Consider the following 17362-nt stretch of genomic DNA (forward strand, 5'->3'; position numbering starts at 1 on the left):
AGGGCGCGCCCCTGGGGGGCGCGCCCTCGCTCCGTCGTGCGGGCCGGGTCCGGACCGGGGCGGACCGGGTCAGGCGGGCAGGCCGATGCGGGCCGCCGCCATGCCGAACCCGGGCCCCAGGACGCCGGTGGACAGGCCGTCGCCCAGCCGGTGCAGGTCCTCCTCGCGGTAGCGGCGGCACTTGCGGTGCCAGTTGAGGATCCCCGCCAGCCAGTCCTCCAGCTCCCCGACGTACGCGTCGAGCCCGGCGCGGGCCCCGGCGTCCAGCTCCCAGTCGTCGTACAGCAGCGGCAGCTGGTTCGCGACGATGTGCTCGAACTCCTCGGTCCGCCGCGTCATCAGGTCGTGGACGACGTGCAGGGCCTGCGGGTAGCCGATGTCGAAGAAGGTGCGGGTGACGAGCACGTAGTTGTGCACCTCGCCCTCGACCTCCACCTCCTTCTGGTACGAGAACACGTCGTTGATCATGCAGGCCGTGTCGGCCGCCGCGTTCTCCAGCGACCGCAGGGTCCCCGAGCGGTAGATCGCCTCGGGGATCCCGCGTCCCGCCAGGCCGAGCCGGCACAGGTACATCGTCAGCTGCGAGCCGAAGGTGTGGCGGCGCATTTCGGCGTAGTCCACCGGGTCGGGGACGCGGTTGCGGATCTGGTTGTCCACCTCCCACACCCAGCTCTCCAGCATGCTCACCAGCGTGGCCCGGAACTCGGCGCGGACCGAGGCGGACATGGACTCGGTGGTGCGCAGCCACAGGTCGGCGAGTGAACGTTCCATCGCCGTGAGCGGCGCGGGCTGTTCCGCGTGCTCGACCGGGATCATCGACAGGAGCCGGGCGGTGGTCGCCTTCGCGGCCGTGAGGTCCTTGGACCGGCCGAACACCACGGGGTAGTAGTCGTCCCCGTACGTTCCCCAGGTCAGCCAGCAGGCGTTCAGCAGTAGCGCCCCGGGCGTGGCGTCCGGGTCGATGCCGGCGGAGCAGAGCGCGAAGTCGTAGCCGCGCAGCTTCTGTTCGTTCCAGATGGCCGAACCGGGGTCGCCGGGCTGCGGGTCGAGCAGCCCCATGCGGCGCGCCCAGTCGACCGAACCCTCGCGGGAGTGGGCGAGGTGGGGGCTCAGCGAGAGCGGGAAGGGCATGCGGATGTCGGGGATGACGGACGGGCCGGTGCGTTCGAACGGCACGTGCGCGAAGGAGCGGTGGCGCAGTTCCACGGAACGCCGGTTGAACAGGGACCCGAGGTCGAGCGCGGCGGTGCCGGGGCCCTGCGGGAGGAAGGGCAGGGCGAGCGGGGCGGCAGGCCGGGCCCCCTCGTTCATGTAGCGGCTGGAGACCATGTGCCAGGCGTGGCCGCCGGACTGCCAGTCCTGCAGGCCCTTGGCGTAGGCGAGGACGGCCGCGATCTCGGCGGGGTTCATGGCGTAGTCGGCGAAGAGCTGGGGGAGCTCGGCGAGCGCGGTCTGCTCGAACTGCTGGAGGCGGGAGGTGAGCAGGTCGTTGGAGGCCTCCGCGGCCTCCTGGGTGGAGCAGCCGAGGAAGGTCTCCAGCACCAGGACGGCGTTGGAGAGTTCGCCCTCGTCGGCGACCTCGCGCTGGTAGGAGAAGATGTCGTTCCTGATGTGCACGGCGTCGGAGAAGGCGTCGCGCAGCACGCCGAGCGGCCGCGCGTGCGCGACGCGCGCCGGGACCTCGGCGGACACGTACTCGATCAGCCCGGCCGACCAGGGGGCGCCGCCGACCTTGCGGCGCATCTCGATGTACTCCAGCGGGTTCGCCACGCGCCCGATGTTGATGTTGGCGAGCTCCCACATCGACTCGTTGAGGAGGTTCTCCGTGGAGAGGGAGAACCGTTCCCGCCAGTCCATCGACATGGCCGGCACGGTCCGTGCCCACAGGTCGGCGAGCCCCGCCTCCACGGGGTTGGTGGGCTCGGGGAACCCGTCGGCGAGGTCCATCGGCATGAAGGCGGCGAGCCGGTCGAGGTAGGCCTTGGCCCCGGCGCGGTCCTGGGAGCGCTTGTACATCTCCAGGAAGTGGTCGTCGAAGAAGAACACCCACACGTACCAGTCGGTGACCAGGTTCAGCGCGTCGCGGTCGCAGTCGGGGTGGGTGTGGGCGCAGAGCAGGGCGTAGTCGTGCGAGTCGAGGTCCTTCTCCTCCCAGACGCCGGAACCCTCCAGCATCCCGAAGTCGCGCGCCCACCGCTTGGTGTGCACCCGCGCTGCCTCCAGGTGGGGGTTCAGTCGCGCCGGATGGGGCACGTAGAAATCCGGCAGTTGGAACGGCTGCGTCACGGCGGGGTCGGCCTTTCGTCAAGGATGCGGGGACCGGATGCTCCCGGCCCCGGCACGAGATCAGCACTGCCCTACCCGCGACGCCGGTGGGATAAGGCGGAGTTCACTTCATCAGGTGAAACGCCCCGGTTCCCCGGGCGCGCACCCCGGACTCGGGCTAGACGCCCGGGGCACGTCCGCTTACGGGTCGGTGCGTCAGCGGAGCTTCCCGAGCTGCGCCGCCACGACCGCGGAGGGCGGCTCCGCCGCTCCGGAGGTGCTGTTGGCGGTGAAGGTCGCGGTGACGGTGCCCTGGCGCACGAGGACCACCTCGACCGACGACTTCTCACCGCCCCGTTCCTGTTCGGCCCGGTACGCCAGGCTCTCGTCGCCGCCGGCGGCTGAAGTGGCCACGACGTTCGAGAACTTCACCCTGTCGGTGCCGCTGACGGCGTTGAAGCCGCCGCCACACGCCTGGCCGCCCGACCGTACGCCGGCGAGGACGCCGGACGCCGTCTTCGTACCGGCCCAGGAGTGGAGGGAGACCTTCGTCGTGGTGGCGTCCTTGGTCGCTCTGGTGTGCACCTGGCCGAGCGTGCCGGTCATCGCGCCGCCGAGGAGCACGGTGGCGATCTCCCGGCATTCGGGCTTGTCGGCGGACACGAGCGCTCCCTGGAACGCTTCCTCGACCCGGTGGCCGGGCAGGTCCTGGGGAGTGAGCGACCGGGCCGTGAGCTCCTCCTCGGTGAAGGGCGCGCGCACCGCGGGGGCTGGGGAGGAGACCGCCGACGAGGGCCCGGTGCCGGCGCCCGCTTCGGTTCCGGTCTTGGTGCCGGCTTCCGTGCCGCACGAGGCCACTAGAGTGATCAGCGTGATCGCGGCTGCTGCGGGGACGATACGGCGGGCGTACGGGAAACGCATGGGTGCCTTTCGGGTGGAGGAAGACGGGTGCCCGGCCGGGGAGTCCTTCCCCGGCCGGGCACCCGTCGGCTTGCCGGCTCGTTATCCGAGGGTGCGGGCGGTGTTCCAGTCGTCTTCTTCGACGCGTCGGCCGCTGCCGATGGTGGTGTGGCCGCCGAGGTAGAGGTGGAGGGTGCCGTCGTTGCGGGTGAGGTAGACGTCGGGGATGCCGTCTCCGTTGACGTCGGGGGTGCCGCGCAGGAGGGGCCAGGTGGTGCTGTCCCAGCCGGTGGTGCCGTAGGTGAGGTCCTTGCCGTCGGCGGAGTTGACGGCGAGGGCGAGGGAGTTGATGTCGGCTCCGCCGCCCGTGCCGGGCTTTCCGCGGCGCAGGGCGAGACCGCGGCCCGGGTCGGCGTCGTCGCGGAAGAGGAGGTCGGGGACGCCGTCGCCGGTGACGTCGCGGACGTCGATGATGTCGCGTTTGGTCCAGCTGGTTGCGGAGAGCTGGCGGGCTTCGGTGATGGAGGCGCCGCTGTATCCGGTGAGGATCCAGAAGGTGTCACCGGAGGTGGCGAAGATGTCTTCGGCGTGGTCGCCGTTCATGTCGGGGACGACGACGATCTGGGTGAGGGTGGCCGGGTCGGGAGCGCCGGCGGGGAGCAGGATTTCGGTGCGGCGGCTGATGTCGAAGCGGCCGTTGCCGTCGCCCTGGTAGACGTACAGCTTGCCGTCGGGCATGCGGGCGATGAGGTCGGTGATGCCGTCGCCGGGGTACCAGTCGGTGGAGTGCGCGACGAGGGCGGTCTTGCCGGTGGCGTCCTTCCAGTAGCCGGTGGGGGCGGGTTTGCCGTTGTCGGTGGCGGCGGGCATCCAGGCGTCGACGTCGCCGGTGGCGTCGGCGGGGTAGACGCGCAGGTCGCCCGCGGCGTCGATGGCGAGGAGGTCGGCCTTGCCGTCGCCGGTGACGTCGCCAGGGCCGTCGAGGCCGGGGCGGGGGCGGACGTAGAAGGTGTAGATGAACGGGTCGGAGAGGTTGCCCGCCTTGTTGACGATGCGGACGTAGAAGAGGTTCGGTCCGGCATTGTCGGGGTTCACGTCGACGGTGACGGTGTCCTGCCCGGCGGCGGGAACGGCCTTCTGGTCGTAGACGGGGTGGTTCAGCGACCACTGGAACTCGCGGATGTCGGCCGGGTTCGTGCCGCCCGCGATGACGGTGATCTTGCCGGGGCCCAGGGTGTTCTTGCTCCACTCGGCGCCGTCCGGGCCGGGTGCGGGGAAGTCGTCCGAGCGGATGGTCGGCTTGGTGGGCTGGGTGTGGTCGACGCTGAAGGTGCACGGCTTGTCGGTGCCGGCCGGTCCCTCGGGTGAGCGCGCGCCGTCGTGGTCGATGGTCACCGCCGCCCAGGAGTAGGCGTCGCCCGGGGTGAACAGCTCCCACTTCAGGGTGGTGCGGGCGACTCCGTAGCTGTCGGGGTTGACCTCCTGGTCGAAGAGGACCTTGCCGTCGCGCACGCGCCAGATCCGCATCTGGATCGCGCGCAGGTTGCCGTCGCCGTCGCGGCCCTGGACCTCGAACATGACGTCGGACTTGCCGACCTTGTTGAAGGGGGCGTCGGTGACGCACAGTCCGCCGGGCACGGTGTCCATACCGGTGAGGGTGGGCTCGTCGGGGGCCTTGTTGTACTCGACCTCGATGTACGGGGCGCTCTCGCCGTTGGCCTGGAACTTCTTCCAGAAGTTCGGGTCGCTCTCGTTGGGAGAGCGCAGGCCGAGGGTGAGGTTCTGCCAGGCGCCGCGGGCGCCTTCCTCGATGGTGGGCTTGATGTCGAGGCCGACCCAGGCGTCGGGGCAGGAGCTGTCCCTGCCGTGGCCGGTGGTGGCGCCCGCGATCCGCTTGCCCCAGAACGTTCCGTTGTCGGTGTTGTTCCAGGTGCTGGAGCTGTTGATGAGTGGGGTGTGGTAGACGTCGAACGCCTTCGCTGTACAGCCCCAGGAGTAGGTCTGCAGGAGGCGCAGGTTCGCGGAGCGGATCTGGGAGCCGTAGAGCTGGCTGCCGAAGTCGAAGATGAACGCCGCGCGCGAGGTGCCCCCGGTCGTCGACTCATATCCGACGCGGGCTTCGGGCGTACCGGAGCCGCTGTTGTAGTTCTGGCCGTTCCAGAAGCTGGAGGTGGACTCCGTCTTGTAGAACGTCGTCCAGTTCTGCTTGTGGCCCTTGAAGGAGGGGTCGATGAAGACGGGGTAGACGGTGTCGGCGTCGTTCAGCAACTGCGCGTTCGGCGTCACCGTCAGGACGTTCTCCGCCGACAGCGCGGCCCCCGCCGCCTTCGCGTGGTTGCCCTCGGCCCCGTTCAGACCGGGGAGGGCGAGGGTCGGGTGGTTCCTGGCCTCGGGCGCGGGCTCCGCCTGCGGTTCGCCTTCGGTGACGGCGGCCTTGCCGGCGGAATCCCACATGAACGGGGTGGGTGAGGCGGCGATCTCCGTGCCCTGGGCGTCCTGGGCGCTGACCGCGCGGGACTCGTCGTCCAGGTGGAACGTCAGGTCCGGGGAGGAGAGACGGTAGTTCAACTCGCCGAGCAGCGGGTCGGCGGCAGCCTGCTTGTCCTTCACGACCAGGACGTGGGTGTACCCGCCGTCCTGGGCGGTCATCACCAGATCGATGCCGGGACGGACGTTCTCGTACAGGGCCCGGGAGCCGGAAACCACCGGCTGGGGCAGCGGCCCCGGCCAGGACACGACCAGATCGTGCCCGTCGGTATTGAGCCGTACGAGCTCGCTCCACTCGGGTGCCGGCCCGTCCGCCTTCGCGACGGCCGGCCTGGCCAGCGCCACCCGGGACACACCGCGCGACGCACGGTCACCGCTGCCGGAGCTGAACACGACGCGCGCATTCACGGCCTTCGGCGCGAACCCGCCCTCCACCCGCTCCAGTGTCGTGTCGACGGGCTTCCACACACCGCCGACCTTCGCCCGGGTCGACAGACTCGAAACCCGCAGCTTGAACGTCCCGCCCGGCTGCGCCCACGTACTGGTGTGCGCGCCGGCCTCGGCGGTGACCTCGACCTCCTTGCCGGTCCTGGCGGCTTCCCGGCGGGCCTCGGCAGCGGCGACGGGCCGGGTGGCGTCCCGTTCCGGTTCGGCCTTCGCGTGCGGCTCGCCGTCCTCGCCCGGCAGGCTCAGACCGACGGGCACCGCCACGGCGAGGGCGACCAGCGCGGCGAGGCCGCCGAGATTCCGGCGGCGCCGAAACCAACGGCGCGAAACGGTGGCGGAATCGCTTCGCTTTCTTTCCGGAATCACTGGCGAATTCTCGCCCGAGGACTCATTTTCAGACATGACAAATTCTCCCCCCTCGGGCGCGCAGAATTTCGCTGCCCCCTGGGTACTCGCGGGTAATGAGCCCGATAGCCGGGCGGCGCGCAGGGCCGGCTCCCCAACCGGCCTTCGCGCATGAAATGTGCGGACTGAGCATGCCGTACCCAGTGGCGGCCGTCACCTGCGAAGACCCTGTGTGAGTGGTCGATTTGGGTAGTTTGTTAGCACCTATGCGCTTCGTAAGTGACATATTCCACACCCGATAGTCCGCTATGGCTTTCGCCTCTCGGGCGGTGCAGAATCAGCGCACTATTTGTCAGTTTCCTGCTACACGTGTGTCTTCGCCGTGGGCAGATCGTGGGGGGGTCCACATGCCGCCGTTCTCGGCGCATAATTTCCGCCTGCCCGGAAACCAGAGAGCCCGCGCAAGACGCGGACGCCTCGCCGGGCGCACCGGCATCACCGTCTCGGTGGCGCTGATCGCAACACTCCTGCCCATCCAGGCCTGGGCAGCCCCGCCGGGCGGCCGCGAGGGCGTCCAACTGCCGGGTCTGCAGCAGGACATGCAGGCCAAGCTCGACAAGGTGGAGGCCGCGAAGCTCGAGGGGTGGGCGGGCTCTCCCGTCCAGTCGCCGCCCGAATACGAGCCGTCCAAGACGACGCCGCCGGCGGCCGGCAGCGTCACCGTTCCGCTGTCGGGTGACCAGCTCGTGCAGGCGGGCTCACTTCCCGTCAGCATCGGCAAGGCGTCGCCGACACCGGAGAACCCGACGCCGCCCGCACCCTCGGGAACCTGGACGGTCGGCGTCGAGAACCGTGCCGCGACGGAAGCCGCGAACGTCGACGGCGCCCTCATCAAGATCACGCCCCCGGTCGAGGGCTCCACCCCGGTCGACGTCCAGCTGGACTACAAGAAGTTCAAGGACCTCTACGGCACCGAGTGGGCCACCCGCCTGCAGCTCAAGCAGCTCCCGGCCTGCTTCCTCACCACGCCCGAGCTTCCCGAGTGCTCCGCAGCCCAGGACGTTCCGAGCATCAACGACCCCGCCACCGGCACGGTCCGCGCGACCATCGACCCGGCCACCGCTCCCGCCCAGGGCTTGCGCACCATGACCGGCGGCGGTGGCGGACCGACCGTCCTCGCAGCCTCCGACGGCGCGTCCGGCGCGGGCGGTACGTACAAGGCCACCTCACTCTCACCCACCGGATCCTGGAGCGCGGGCGGCAGCGGTGGAGGCTTCTCCTGGTCCTATCCGCTGGAGGTACCCGCGCCGCCCGCAGGTCCCGCCCCGAAGATCGGGTTCGGGTACTCCTCGCAGGCCGTGGACGGCAAGACATCCGTGGCCAACGGTCAGGCCTCCTGGGTCGGCGACGGCTGGGACTATGAACCCGGCTACATCGAGCGCCGGTACCGTTCCTGTGCGGACGACCTGAAGGCCAGCCCGGCCAAGCCGAACAACGACAACGCGACGGACAAGAAGAAGAGCGACCTGTGCTGGGCGGGCGACAACGTCGTCATGTCCCTGGGCGGCAGCTCGACCGAACTCGTCCACGACGCCGCCACCGGCCAGTGGATCCCGGCCGGTGACGACGGCTCCAAGATCGAGCGCAAGACCGACGCCACCGTCCCGAACGGGGCCAAGGACGGCGAGTACTGGGTCGTCACCACGCGCGAAGGCATCCGCTACTTCTTCGGCCGCCACGACGTGGACGGCGCGGGAAGCCGCCCGGTCACCAACTCGGTCCTCACCGTCCCCGTCTTCGGCAACCACCCCGGTGAACCCTGCTACCAGACCTCGTACGCGGCCTCGTCCTGTGACCAGGGCTGGCGCTGGAACCTCGACTACGTCGAGGACCTCAACGGCAACGCCATGATCATCGACTGGGCGAAGGAGACCAACCGCTACGCCAAGAACGAGAAGTTCAAGGAGGCGGTCACCTACGCCCGGGCCGGCTACCCCACCCAGATCACCTACGGCCTGCGCAGCGACAACCTCTCCGGCCCCCCGGCCGCCAAGGTCGAGTTCAAGGTCGACGAACGCTGTGTCAAGGAGGGCACCACGCAGTGCTCCGACGCCGAGTTCGAAGGCAACAACTACGGCGACAAGCAGCCCTGGTGGGACACCCCCTCCACCCTCAACTGCAAGGCGGGCGCCAAGGACTGCTACACCGGCTCGCCGACCTTCTGGACGCGTAAGCGCCTGACCTCGGTCGTCACCTACGGCCAGCGCACCGAAGGCTCCACCGCGCTGTCCCTCGTGGACCGCTGGAACCTCACCCAGTCCTTCCCGCGTCAGCGCACCGACACCCACCCGCCCCTGTGGCTGGAGTCGATCACCCGCACGGGATACGGCACCACCAAGGACGGTGCCGGGAACCAGGAAAGCACCACGCTTCCGCCGGTTTCCTTCCTGGCCAACGTCCAGGACATGCCCAACCGTGTCGCCACCGGACCCAACGACGCCACCCCCGACTTCGACCGCCTGCGGGTGGAGACCATCCGCAGCGAAACCGGCGGCGAGACGAAGGTCGACTACTCGGTGCCGTGCCCGGTCGGCGGCACCCATCCCAAGCCCGAGGAGAACACCACCCGCTGCTACCCGGTCCACTGGTCCCCCGACGGCGAGGTGGAGAAGCCTCCGCTGGAGTGGTTCAACAAGTACGTCGTCGACAAGGTCACCGAGAAGGACCGCGTTTCGCGCCAGCCGGACGTCGTCACGGGCTACACCTACGAGGGCGACGCCGCCTGGGCGAAGGACAGCGACGAGTTCTCCAAGCCCGAGCTGCGCACCTACAGCCAGTGGCGTGGATACGGCAGTGTCGTCGTCAGCAAGGGTGTGACCGCCAACGCGGGCAAACCCGATGCGACAGAGCAGTCCCAGACCCGGACGCGGTTCTTCCGGGGCATGTCCGGTGACGCCGGGCGGGCCAAGATCACGATCAAGGATTCGACCGGGGCCGAGGAGCTCGCCGAGGACCTGCCCCAATACCAGGGGCTCTCGGCCGAGAGCATCACGTACACGAAGACCGGCGGAAGCATCGCCTCCCGCGTCCTCACCTGGCCCTGGAGCCAGCAGACCGCCACTCGGCCCCGGGACGGCACCACCCCTCTGAACGCCTACCGTTCAGGATCCTCGCGCACCGACTCGATCGAGACGATCAGCGGCGGTGCCACCCGGACCATGCGGACGCGGACCACGTACGAGCCCACCTACGGCCTGACCGCCTCGATCCAGTCCGAGGCGATCAGCCCCAATGGAACCGGCGGCTGGCAGACCACCCACCAGACGTGCGCGACAACGAGCTACGTGCACAACACCGCCAAGCACCTAATCGGTCTCCCCTCCCGCCTGCGCACCACGGCCGGCGACTGCACGCAGGCGGCGACCGGGGCGCTCCTCTCGGACAGCCGCACCGCCTACGACGCACTCGGCGCCTTCGGTACGACTCCGACCAAGGGCCTGATCTACCAGGTCGACACCAACGACGCCGCCGGTACCGGATGGATCACCACCGCCCGCACCGAGTACGACGCGCTCGGCAGGTCAATCAAGGTCTATGACGCGGCCGGCAACACCGTCACCACCTCCTACACGCCCGCCACCGGCCCGGCGTTCTCCGTGTCCGGCACCAACGCGGTCGGCCACACCATCACCACCAAGACCGACCCCGGCCGCAGCGCGCCGCTCGAGAACACCGACGCGAACGGCCGCAAGATCACGACCACCTACGACAACCTCGGCCGCTCCACGGCCGTATGGACCACCTCGCAGAACCCGGCCACCGACAAGGCCGCGTTCACCTTCAATTACCAGATTTCCGAGCACGAGCCGCCGGTCGTCACCAGCGGCACCCTGCAGGACGACGGGACCTACACCAAGGTCCTCACCATCTACGACGGCCTGCTCCGCCCGCGCCAGAGCCAGGGCGAGGCGCTGGGCGGCGGGCGTCTGATCACGGACACCCTCTACAGCGCCAACGGTACGGTTCGGCAGGTCAACAACGGCTACTACGCCGAGGGCACACCAGAGAAGAACATCTTCGTTCCCGAAAGCGTCTACCGGGTCCCCAACTCCACCGAGACGGCTTATGACGGCCTCGGCAGGGCCGTGCGCACCACGACCCTCTTCTCGGACGTCCCGCAGTACTCCTCCGTCGTGCAGTACGGCGGGGACTACACCCTGGCCCGCGGGCCCATGTCCGCCGACGGTACGACCCCCCTCAAGGGGAGCAGCGCTTCCAGGACCTGGACCGACCCGATGGGCCGCACCTCCGCCGTCGAGCAGGCCACAGCTGCCGACCTCACCACCTGGAACAGGACCTCGTACCTCTACGACGTCCGCAACAAGCTGACGTCGGTCACCGACGCCGCCGGCAACAAGTGGACCTACGAGTACGACGTGCGCGGCCGTATGACGGCATCGGAGGACCCGGACACCGGCCGCTCCGAGTTCGGCTTCGACAACCTCGACCAGCAGGTCTGGGCGAAGGACTCGCGGGGCCGCCTGCAGTACACGGCCTACGACCCCCTCGGACGCACGACCGAACAGCACGACGACGCGGCGAACGGACCACTGGTCGCCTCGTGGACGTTCGACTCACTGCCCGGAGCCAAGGGGCAGGCCGTTTCCTCCACCCGCTACGAGGGCGGAGCCGCTTACCGGAGCGAGGTCACCAGCTACGACTCCGAATACCGGCCGACCGGATCGAAAATCACGATCCCGGATGTGCCCGGGACCAAGGGCCTGGCGGGCACCTATGCCTCCAACACCACCTACACGCCGACCGGCAAGGTCCAGTCGACCACTTCGCCGCCGACTCCCGGTGGCCTCGCCGCCGAAAAGCTGATCACCCGGTACAACTCCGATGGCATGCCGCAGAGCATGTCCGGCCTGGCCTGGTACACCGCCGACGTCAAGTACAGCCCGTTCGGCGAAGTCCTTCGTACCGCGTCGGGCAACGCGCCGAACCGGGTATGGACCACCAACCAGTACAACCCGAACACCGGCCAGATCACCAACCAGGTCTACGACCGCGAAACCGGACCCGGCAACCGGATCAGCGACGTCTCGTACGCCTACGACCCGGCCGGCAACATCACCGCGATCACGGACAGCCAGCCGGGAGGCCGCGAAGACCGGCAGTGCTTCGCCTACGACCCGATGGGCTCGCTGACGAAGGCCTGGACCGGCAAAACGGCGGCCTGCAACGGGCCGAGCCTGACGGACGTGACCGCAGGGCCGGACGGTGACGGCTACTGGCAGGAGTACCAGTTCGACGCCATCGGCAACCGCACCAAGCTCGTCAACAAGGACCTGACGAACAGCGCGCTTGACGACGAAACCAGCTACACGTACGGAGTCACCGTCGCCGGCGGCGCACAGCCGCCGATCACCACTCAGCCGCACACGCTGGCGAAGGCCGAGAAGACCACCCGGAACCCGGGCTCCACGGTCACCTCGCTCTCCAGTTACGCCTACGACCCCTCCGGCAACACCACAAGTCGCCGCATCGGCGGGGACACCCAGACCCTGACCTGGGACCGGCGCAACAAGATCACTTCGGCCAGCAGTCCCGGCATCGGGGCGGTCTCCGTCATCGGCGGCTCCGGCAAGTGCATCGACGTCGAATCGGGCAGCACCACCGACGGCACTCCCGTCCAGATCTATCCGTGCAACGAGTCCAAGGCGCAGCAGTGGCGCCTGACCGACAACACCGTCCGAGCCCTGGACAAGTGCCTCACCACCAGCGGCACCAAGCTCGTCCTCGCCACCTGTGACGGCAGCGACAAGCAGAAGTTCGTCTACCGCGCCGGAGACAAGTCCCTCAACAACCCGGCCACCAACCAGTGCGTCGACGTCCCCAACAACGCCGCCGATGGCGGCGACCTCCAGCTGTGGTCCTGCAACGCCACCGGCCCGCAGCAGTTCACCTTCGACAACACGACGACCTACATCTACGACGCATCGGGCAACCGGCTCATAGAGGAAACGGGCAGCAGCCGCACCCTCTACCTCGGTGACACGGAGGTCACCGTCAACAAGGCCGGTCAGGCCATCGACGCCGTCCGCTACTACAGCGGCCCCGAAGCCACCACCGTTCGCCGTACCGGTGGAAAGGCCGGCAACCACCAGCTCAGCATCCAGCTCGCCGACCACCACGGCACGGCCACCACCTCGATCGATCTCGCCGGCGGCCAGAACGTGACCCGCCGGAAGTCCGACCCGTACGGCAACGCCCGCGGTGCCCAGCCAGGGAGCTGGCCGGGCAATCGAGGCTTCCTCGGCAGCGGCATCGACGACAGCAACACCGACCTGACCCACCTCGGTGCCCGCGAGTACGAGTCCACCACCGGCCGCTTCATCTCCGTCGACCCGGTCATCGACATCACCAGCCCGACGCAGATGAACGGGTACACCTACGCCAGCGGCGACCCCGTCAACGGCAGCGACCCCTCCGGACTCATCGAGACCGACTGCTTGCACGGCAATTGCGGTGGTCACTACAACCCCCGTGACGACAACCTGTCGGTGGACGACCCGCGACGTCCGAAGCCCATCCAGGGCGACTACAACACGCCGTACAAGCCGTCGGACCGGACCAAGTACACCGCGCCGAGGGGCAACTCCGGCGGCGGCAGCAACAAGGGGAGCTCGGCCGCGAAGCCGAAGAGCTGCGGTCTCATCTCCATGTGCTCGGTGCGCAAGGCGTACGACGCCACCAAGCAGTTCGTGAAGGACAACAAGGTAGCCATCGTTTCGATCGCCACCGAAGTCGTGGTCGGAGCCGGCTGCGTGGCAGCCGCCGGCGCGCTGGGCGTGGCCACGGGCGGAGTCGGGTTCGGGCTGGCCGCGGGCTGTGGAGCCGTCGCAGGCGCAGCGGGAGCCGCAGCCGCGAACTTCATGGATCCGAATGCCGACCACAGTCTGATGGGCGTCCTCAAGGACGTCGGTGTCGGAGCCGCAGCCGGAGCGATCGGAGGAGTCCTGGGCGCGGCCGGCGGCGTAGCGGTAGCCGCCATAGGCAAGGCGGTGGGCAAGGGAGCCAGCAAGATTGCTTCCAAGATTGCCGCCAGGACGGGCGGCAAGGGAGGGTGTGCTCCCAACAGCTTCGCGGCGGGAACGCTCGTCCTGCTGGCCAACGGTTCGACTCTGCCGATCGACGATCTCCAGCCCGGCGACAAGGTCCTGGCCACGGACCCGAAGACCGGCGAAACGGTCGCCGAGGACGTCACCGCGACGATCCTGGGCCAGGGCGAGAAGAACCTCGTCGAGATCACCGTGGACACCGACGGCGACGCGGGTTCCGCCACCGAAGTCATCACGGCGACGGACAAGCACCCGTTCTGGTCGGTCGACCTGTCGCAGTGGATCGACGCAACCGCCCTCCAGCCGGGCGAGCTCCTCCGCGCGAGTTCCGGCACATACGTCCAGGTTGCCGAGGTAAAGCGCTGGACTTCACCGGCCACCGTCTACAACCTCACGGTCGCCTACTTCCACACGTACTATGTACTCGCCGGTACCACGCCGATCTTGGTCCATAACGCCGACAAATGTGTCTTTGCCGTAGATTCCTCCGGTGAAGCCACGCGCCTGCCGGTCCACGAAATTGATTCATCGCAGCACCCCGGAGTTGCGGACAATTTCACCAATGCCCTCGGGAATGGGCACAGCCCAATTGTTACCCGGCAAACGGGTCGGTCCGCGATCAGGGCGAATCGAAATGCCGCTCAAGCGGGTCAGCCGCGCCCCGGAACTTTGGCTCCGGGTATGTCCTGGGAGGAGTTCCCGTTCGCGTCCACCCAAGAGGGCGGTGCGGGCGCTACACTGCGGCTTATACCCCGCAACGAGAACGTATCGCACGGGCGTGATTCGCTATGGCCGTTCCTTCGTGATAACGGGATCGACGGCGGCGATCAGTACTATGTGCAAGTCCAGTGACGAGTAGGAGCGTTTGGATGCTGTCGGTTGAGCTCGAAGGTCTTGTAGCGCAACTTGCTGCACTGGATCGCCCCGTTGTCCCGTGGCTCATCCAAGGCGTCGACGCCCACCAGGTCCAGGAACAGTTTGGTAGTCCCGTGCCTGAGGAGGTCGCCGCATGGTTCGAATGGTGCAATGGGGTGGCGCTCCATGAAGGACAGACTCAGGATGACGTAAATCTGATTCCCGGGTACAGTCCGCTCTCTCTCCGCGAGGCCGTTGAGATGAAAGGGGGGCATGATGGCGACCCCATCCTCGGTCCGAAGTGGATTCCCATTCTCGGCGGCCCAAGTGGTGATATCTATGCCGCCGTATGGGTCTCCAACGAAAACCCAAGGGTCGCCGGCATCCTAGTTGGAGAGCCGACAGAAATCGAATTTGAAAGCATCGAGCAGATGATTTCTGTATTCCGCGCTTGCTACGATCGGGGGGCCTTCTCGGTTGACAGTCAGGGGCGACTCTCAATGGACCCTGAGTCCTACGATGTGGTCTATGCGGAGATTGTCGGATAGGACTCGCCTACTCCGCTCCTTCCTGTTCGACTAAGAGTCATCCCTGAATTGAGTTTGCAGCTTTGAAGCCCCGCCGAGCGTGTGCTCGGCGGGGCTTCTGGGCGTCTTGACGGCAGTAGCTGACGGCAACGTCAGCGAACGACGGCTGCGGCGGGCGGATCTTCGGGGTCGTCGTCGGTGGGGCCGAGGGCGTGGCCCAAAGCATCGATGGCTTGGCGTTGCAGGCGGAGTCGGACGTGGGCGTAGACGCTGGCAGCGACGCCGATGTGGGGGGTGAGGCGTTCGTGGTCGATATGGGGCCAGGCACCTTGCGGCGGTCTTTTTATCTTCCCAATTCGGAAGCCGCCTACGATGCGGCGCAGGGATCGATCGGCACCAACCTCGGACCTTACGGTTCTCGCAGTAACTGCGTCACATACTGTGTGGGTATTCTGCAGGCGGGAGGGACTGGCCGGCGCGGATGCGGTCGGAGTCTTCCGGGAAATGCGGACTGTGATCAGGAACGGTAGGAGGTCCTATCTGCGTGTATACCCCAGATCTGGGCCTGCGGACTCTATCCGAAATAATGCTCAGCGCAAACGTTGGCGCAATTCATCTTAGGCGTGTTGGAGAGGTATTGGTGGCCAGGGCCGACATGGACGATCGGATCCTTGACCCGAGTGTGAAAGGTGGGATACCGGACGAGCTTCTGGATGGATTGATGTTCGATGTTGCCGATGTCGAGGATGCTTATATTCGGGCATGGCAGGAATGCGAGACGGGCTCCGTGGAATGGCGCAAGAGTGAGGGGATGGCGGCATTGGAAGTTTCGCTACGGCGCGCCGCCGCGTATTTTCTTGAGGTTGCGACCCGAGAATAGTCGTCCTCTAGATTGAAATCGCCATCCCTTCAGTCATGCGGGGAGTATCAGAGGTCCCACTGGTTCGTTTCCGGTGGGGCCTCTGACGTGTACTGGGGTGTCTGACGGCACTAGATGACGGCAACGCCAGTGGATGGGTGCCGCACAGGGTGGAAGTGCCACGCGGCCGTTGGCGTGCTTGTTGGTCTCGTCGGTGTGCTGGAGGGCGAGACGAAGAAGGCCGATGGCGTTGCGCTGGAGGCGGGATTGGACGTGGGCGTAGACGGTGGCGGTGACGCCGATGTGGGCGTGGCCGAGGAGTTCCTTGCTTACGATGAGTTCGACGCCCTGCTCCAGGGAGTGACATAGGTTGGTGAAATTGGATGCGGCGGAGCCCTGTCCGGTCGAGGAGGGCGCGGAAGCTGCGATTGAGGTTCTCCGGATCGATCGGCCCTCCTGTCTGCGTGCCGAAGTCGAGGCCCCTGTTCCTCGCGTCCTCCGCTGTGGTCTCTCGTGCTCCTTCCTGTACCTCCCGGTGTTCCTTTACGAGCGGATGCAATCGCTCGGAAGGGCGATGCGTCGTTCGGAGGCTCGGGTTTTGGTGGGTAGGGCGGTGAGTCCGCCGGCCCGGGTGCGCTGGAGCGTGCGGCGGATACTGGCGGCGCCCGCGCCGAGGAGTTCGCCTTTGCGTAGGCCGGTGCGGAGGGTGAATTCGTACAGCGCCGACAGGCGGCCATCGCCGGCGGCAGCGAGGAATCGGCGGGTTTCACCTGCCGTGAGCGGTTCGAATCGACGCGGTTGCCGGTGTGGACTTTGCCGGCGATCTCGTTGTCGCGGACGGCGTGTTTCAAGGGGGACTTGAGGCCGGAGTCGGTGTACGCCAGCGTCAGCGGGGTGAGCCGCCCTCCGCAGCACGTTCCGGCGGCACAACACCGGGCCTGATCTCGGTGAGTATCGATGCCGAGGGCGCAATACAGGCGCCATCGAGGGTGCTGGAGGCTTGGGCGGACTCAATGGCGCACCTGGCCGCGGGAGTGGGGTGGTCCGGGTGTCGGGGGAGGGTCAGCCCGGGGGGTGGAGGGGGGTGTGGGGGTGGGCGGTGCGCCAGGCGGCGATGGCGGCGTCCCAGTCGTCGGCCGTCAGGGCCGTGAGGGAGGCGGGGAAGAGGCCGTCCTCCTCCTTGGCGATGTGGTGGTGCAGCTCCGCCACCGCCTCGCGGAATTCCGCGACGTCGTTAGGCGAGGTCAGGTCCGCCGTCGCCAGGAAGGCGGCCAGGGTGCGGTGTTCCCGGACGAGGGCTTCGATGTGGGGCGCGTACTCGGGGTCCTGGCCCATGACGGCGAAGAGGCCGTCCTCCTCGCCCTTCCAGTGGGCGAGGAGGACGGCCTCCATCGTGTCGAGCAGGGCCGCGGCCTGCCGGAGGTCACCCGCGTCCAGGGCGCGCAGGGCGTCGCCGGCCGCGTTCGTCACCGCCTCGTGCTCGGCGATGAACTCCTTGAGCAGCGGGATCTGGCGGCAGCCGCAGTAGTGGCACATGCCGTCCAGTGTGGCGC

At 67.9% G+C, this 17362-nt stretch carries 8 protein-coding genes; 4 read left to right on the forward strand and 4 right to left on the reverse strand.

The genetic code is table 11. The annotated features are described in order from the left end of the window. Positions 1-69: 69 nt before the first annotated feature. The 3 genes from ACGFXC_RS34145 to ACGFXC_RS34155 form a co-directional block, all read right to left on the reverse strand. Entirely contained in the window at positions 70-2286 is a 2217-nt protein-coding gene (locus ACGFXC_RS34145) for a germacradienol/geosmin synthase (RefSeq protein WP_393718787.1), read from the reverse strand. Positions 2287-2481: 195 nt separating this feature from the next. Continuing rightward, positions 2482-3186, reverse strand: coding sequence for a hypothetical protein (locus ACGFXC_RS34150; protein WP_393718788.1), 705 nt, complete (start codon positions 3184-3186; stop codon positions 2482-2484). 81 nt (positions 3187-3267) lie between these two features. Continuing rightward, positions 3268-6363: a DNRLRE domain-containing protein gene (locus ACGFXC_RS34155; protein ID WP_393718789.1), complete on the reverse strand. Its 3096-nt coding sequence runs from the start codon at positions 6361-6363 to the stop codon at positions 3268-3270. A 587-nt stretch (positions 6364-6950) separates the two neighbouring features. On the opposite strand from ACGFXC_RS34155, the gene ACGFXC_RS34160 reads away from it, so the two are divergent. The 4 genes from ACGFXC_RS34160 to ACGFXC_RS34175 all read left to right on the forward strand — a co-directional run bounded on the left by ACGFXC_RS34160 (position 6951) and on the right by ACGFXC_RS34175 (position 16178). Beyond that, positions 6951-14420, forward strand: coding sequence for a ricin-type beta-trefoil lectin domain protein (locus tag ACGFXC_RS34160; protein WP_393718790.1), 7470 nt, complete (start codon positions 6951-6953; stop codon positions 14418-14420). A gap of 17 nt (positions 14421-14437) precedes the next feature. After that, positions 14438-14971, forward strand: coding sequence for a hypothetical protein (locus ACGFXC_RS34165; RefSeq protein ID WP_393718791.1), 534 nt, complete (start codon positions 14438-14440; stop codon positions 14969-14971). A 619-nt stretch (positions 14972-15590) separates the two neighbouring features. Then, positions 15591-15830 (forward strand): hypothetical protein, encoded by a 240-nt coding sequence (locus ACGFXC_RS34170; RefSeq protein WP_393718792.1) that lies wholly within the window; start codon positions 15591-15593, stop codon positions 15828-15830. A 195-nt stretch (positions 15831-16025) separates the two neighbouring features. After that, the gene (locus ACGFXC_RS34175) at positions 16026-16178 is read left to right on the forward strand and encodes a hypothetical protein (protein ID WP_393718793.1); all 153 of its coding nucleotides are present in this window, start codon (positions 16026-16028) and stop codon (positions 16176-16178) included. Positions 16179-16871: 693 nt separating this feature from the next. Here the strand turns inward: ACGFXC_RS34175 and ACGFXC_RS34180 are convergent. Next, complete coding sequence (locus tag ACGFXC_RS34180; RefSeq protein ID WP_393718794.1) at positions 16872-17345, reverse strand: hemerythrin domain-containing protein; 474 nt, start codon at positions 17343-17345, stop codon at positions 16872-16874. Positions 17346-17362: the final 17 nt, after the last annotated feature.

The organism is Streptomyces sp. NPDC048507 (genome assembly GCF_043199995.1).
Lineage (GTDB): Bacteria > Actinomycetota > Actinomycetes > Streptomycetales > Streptomycetaceae > Streptomyces.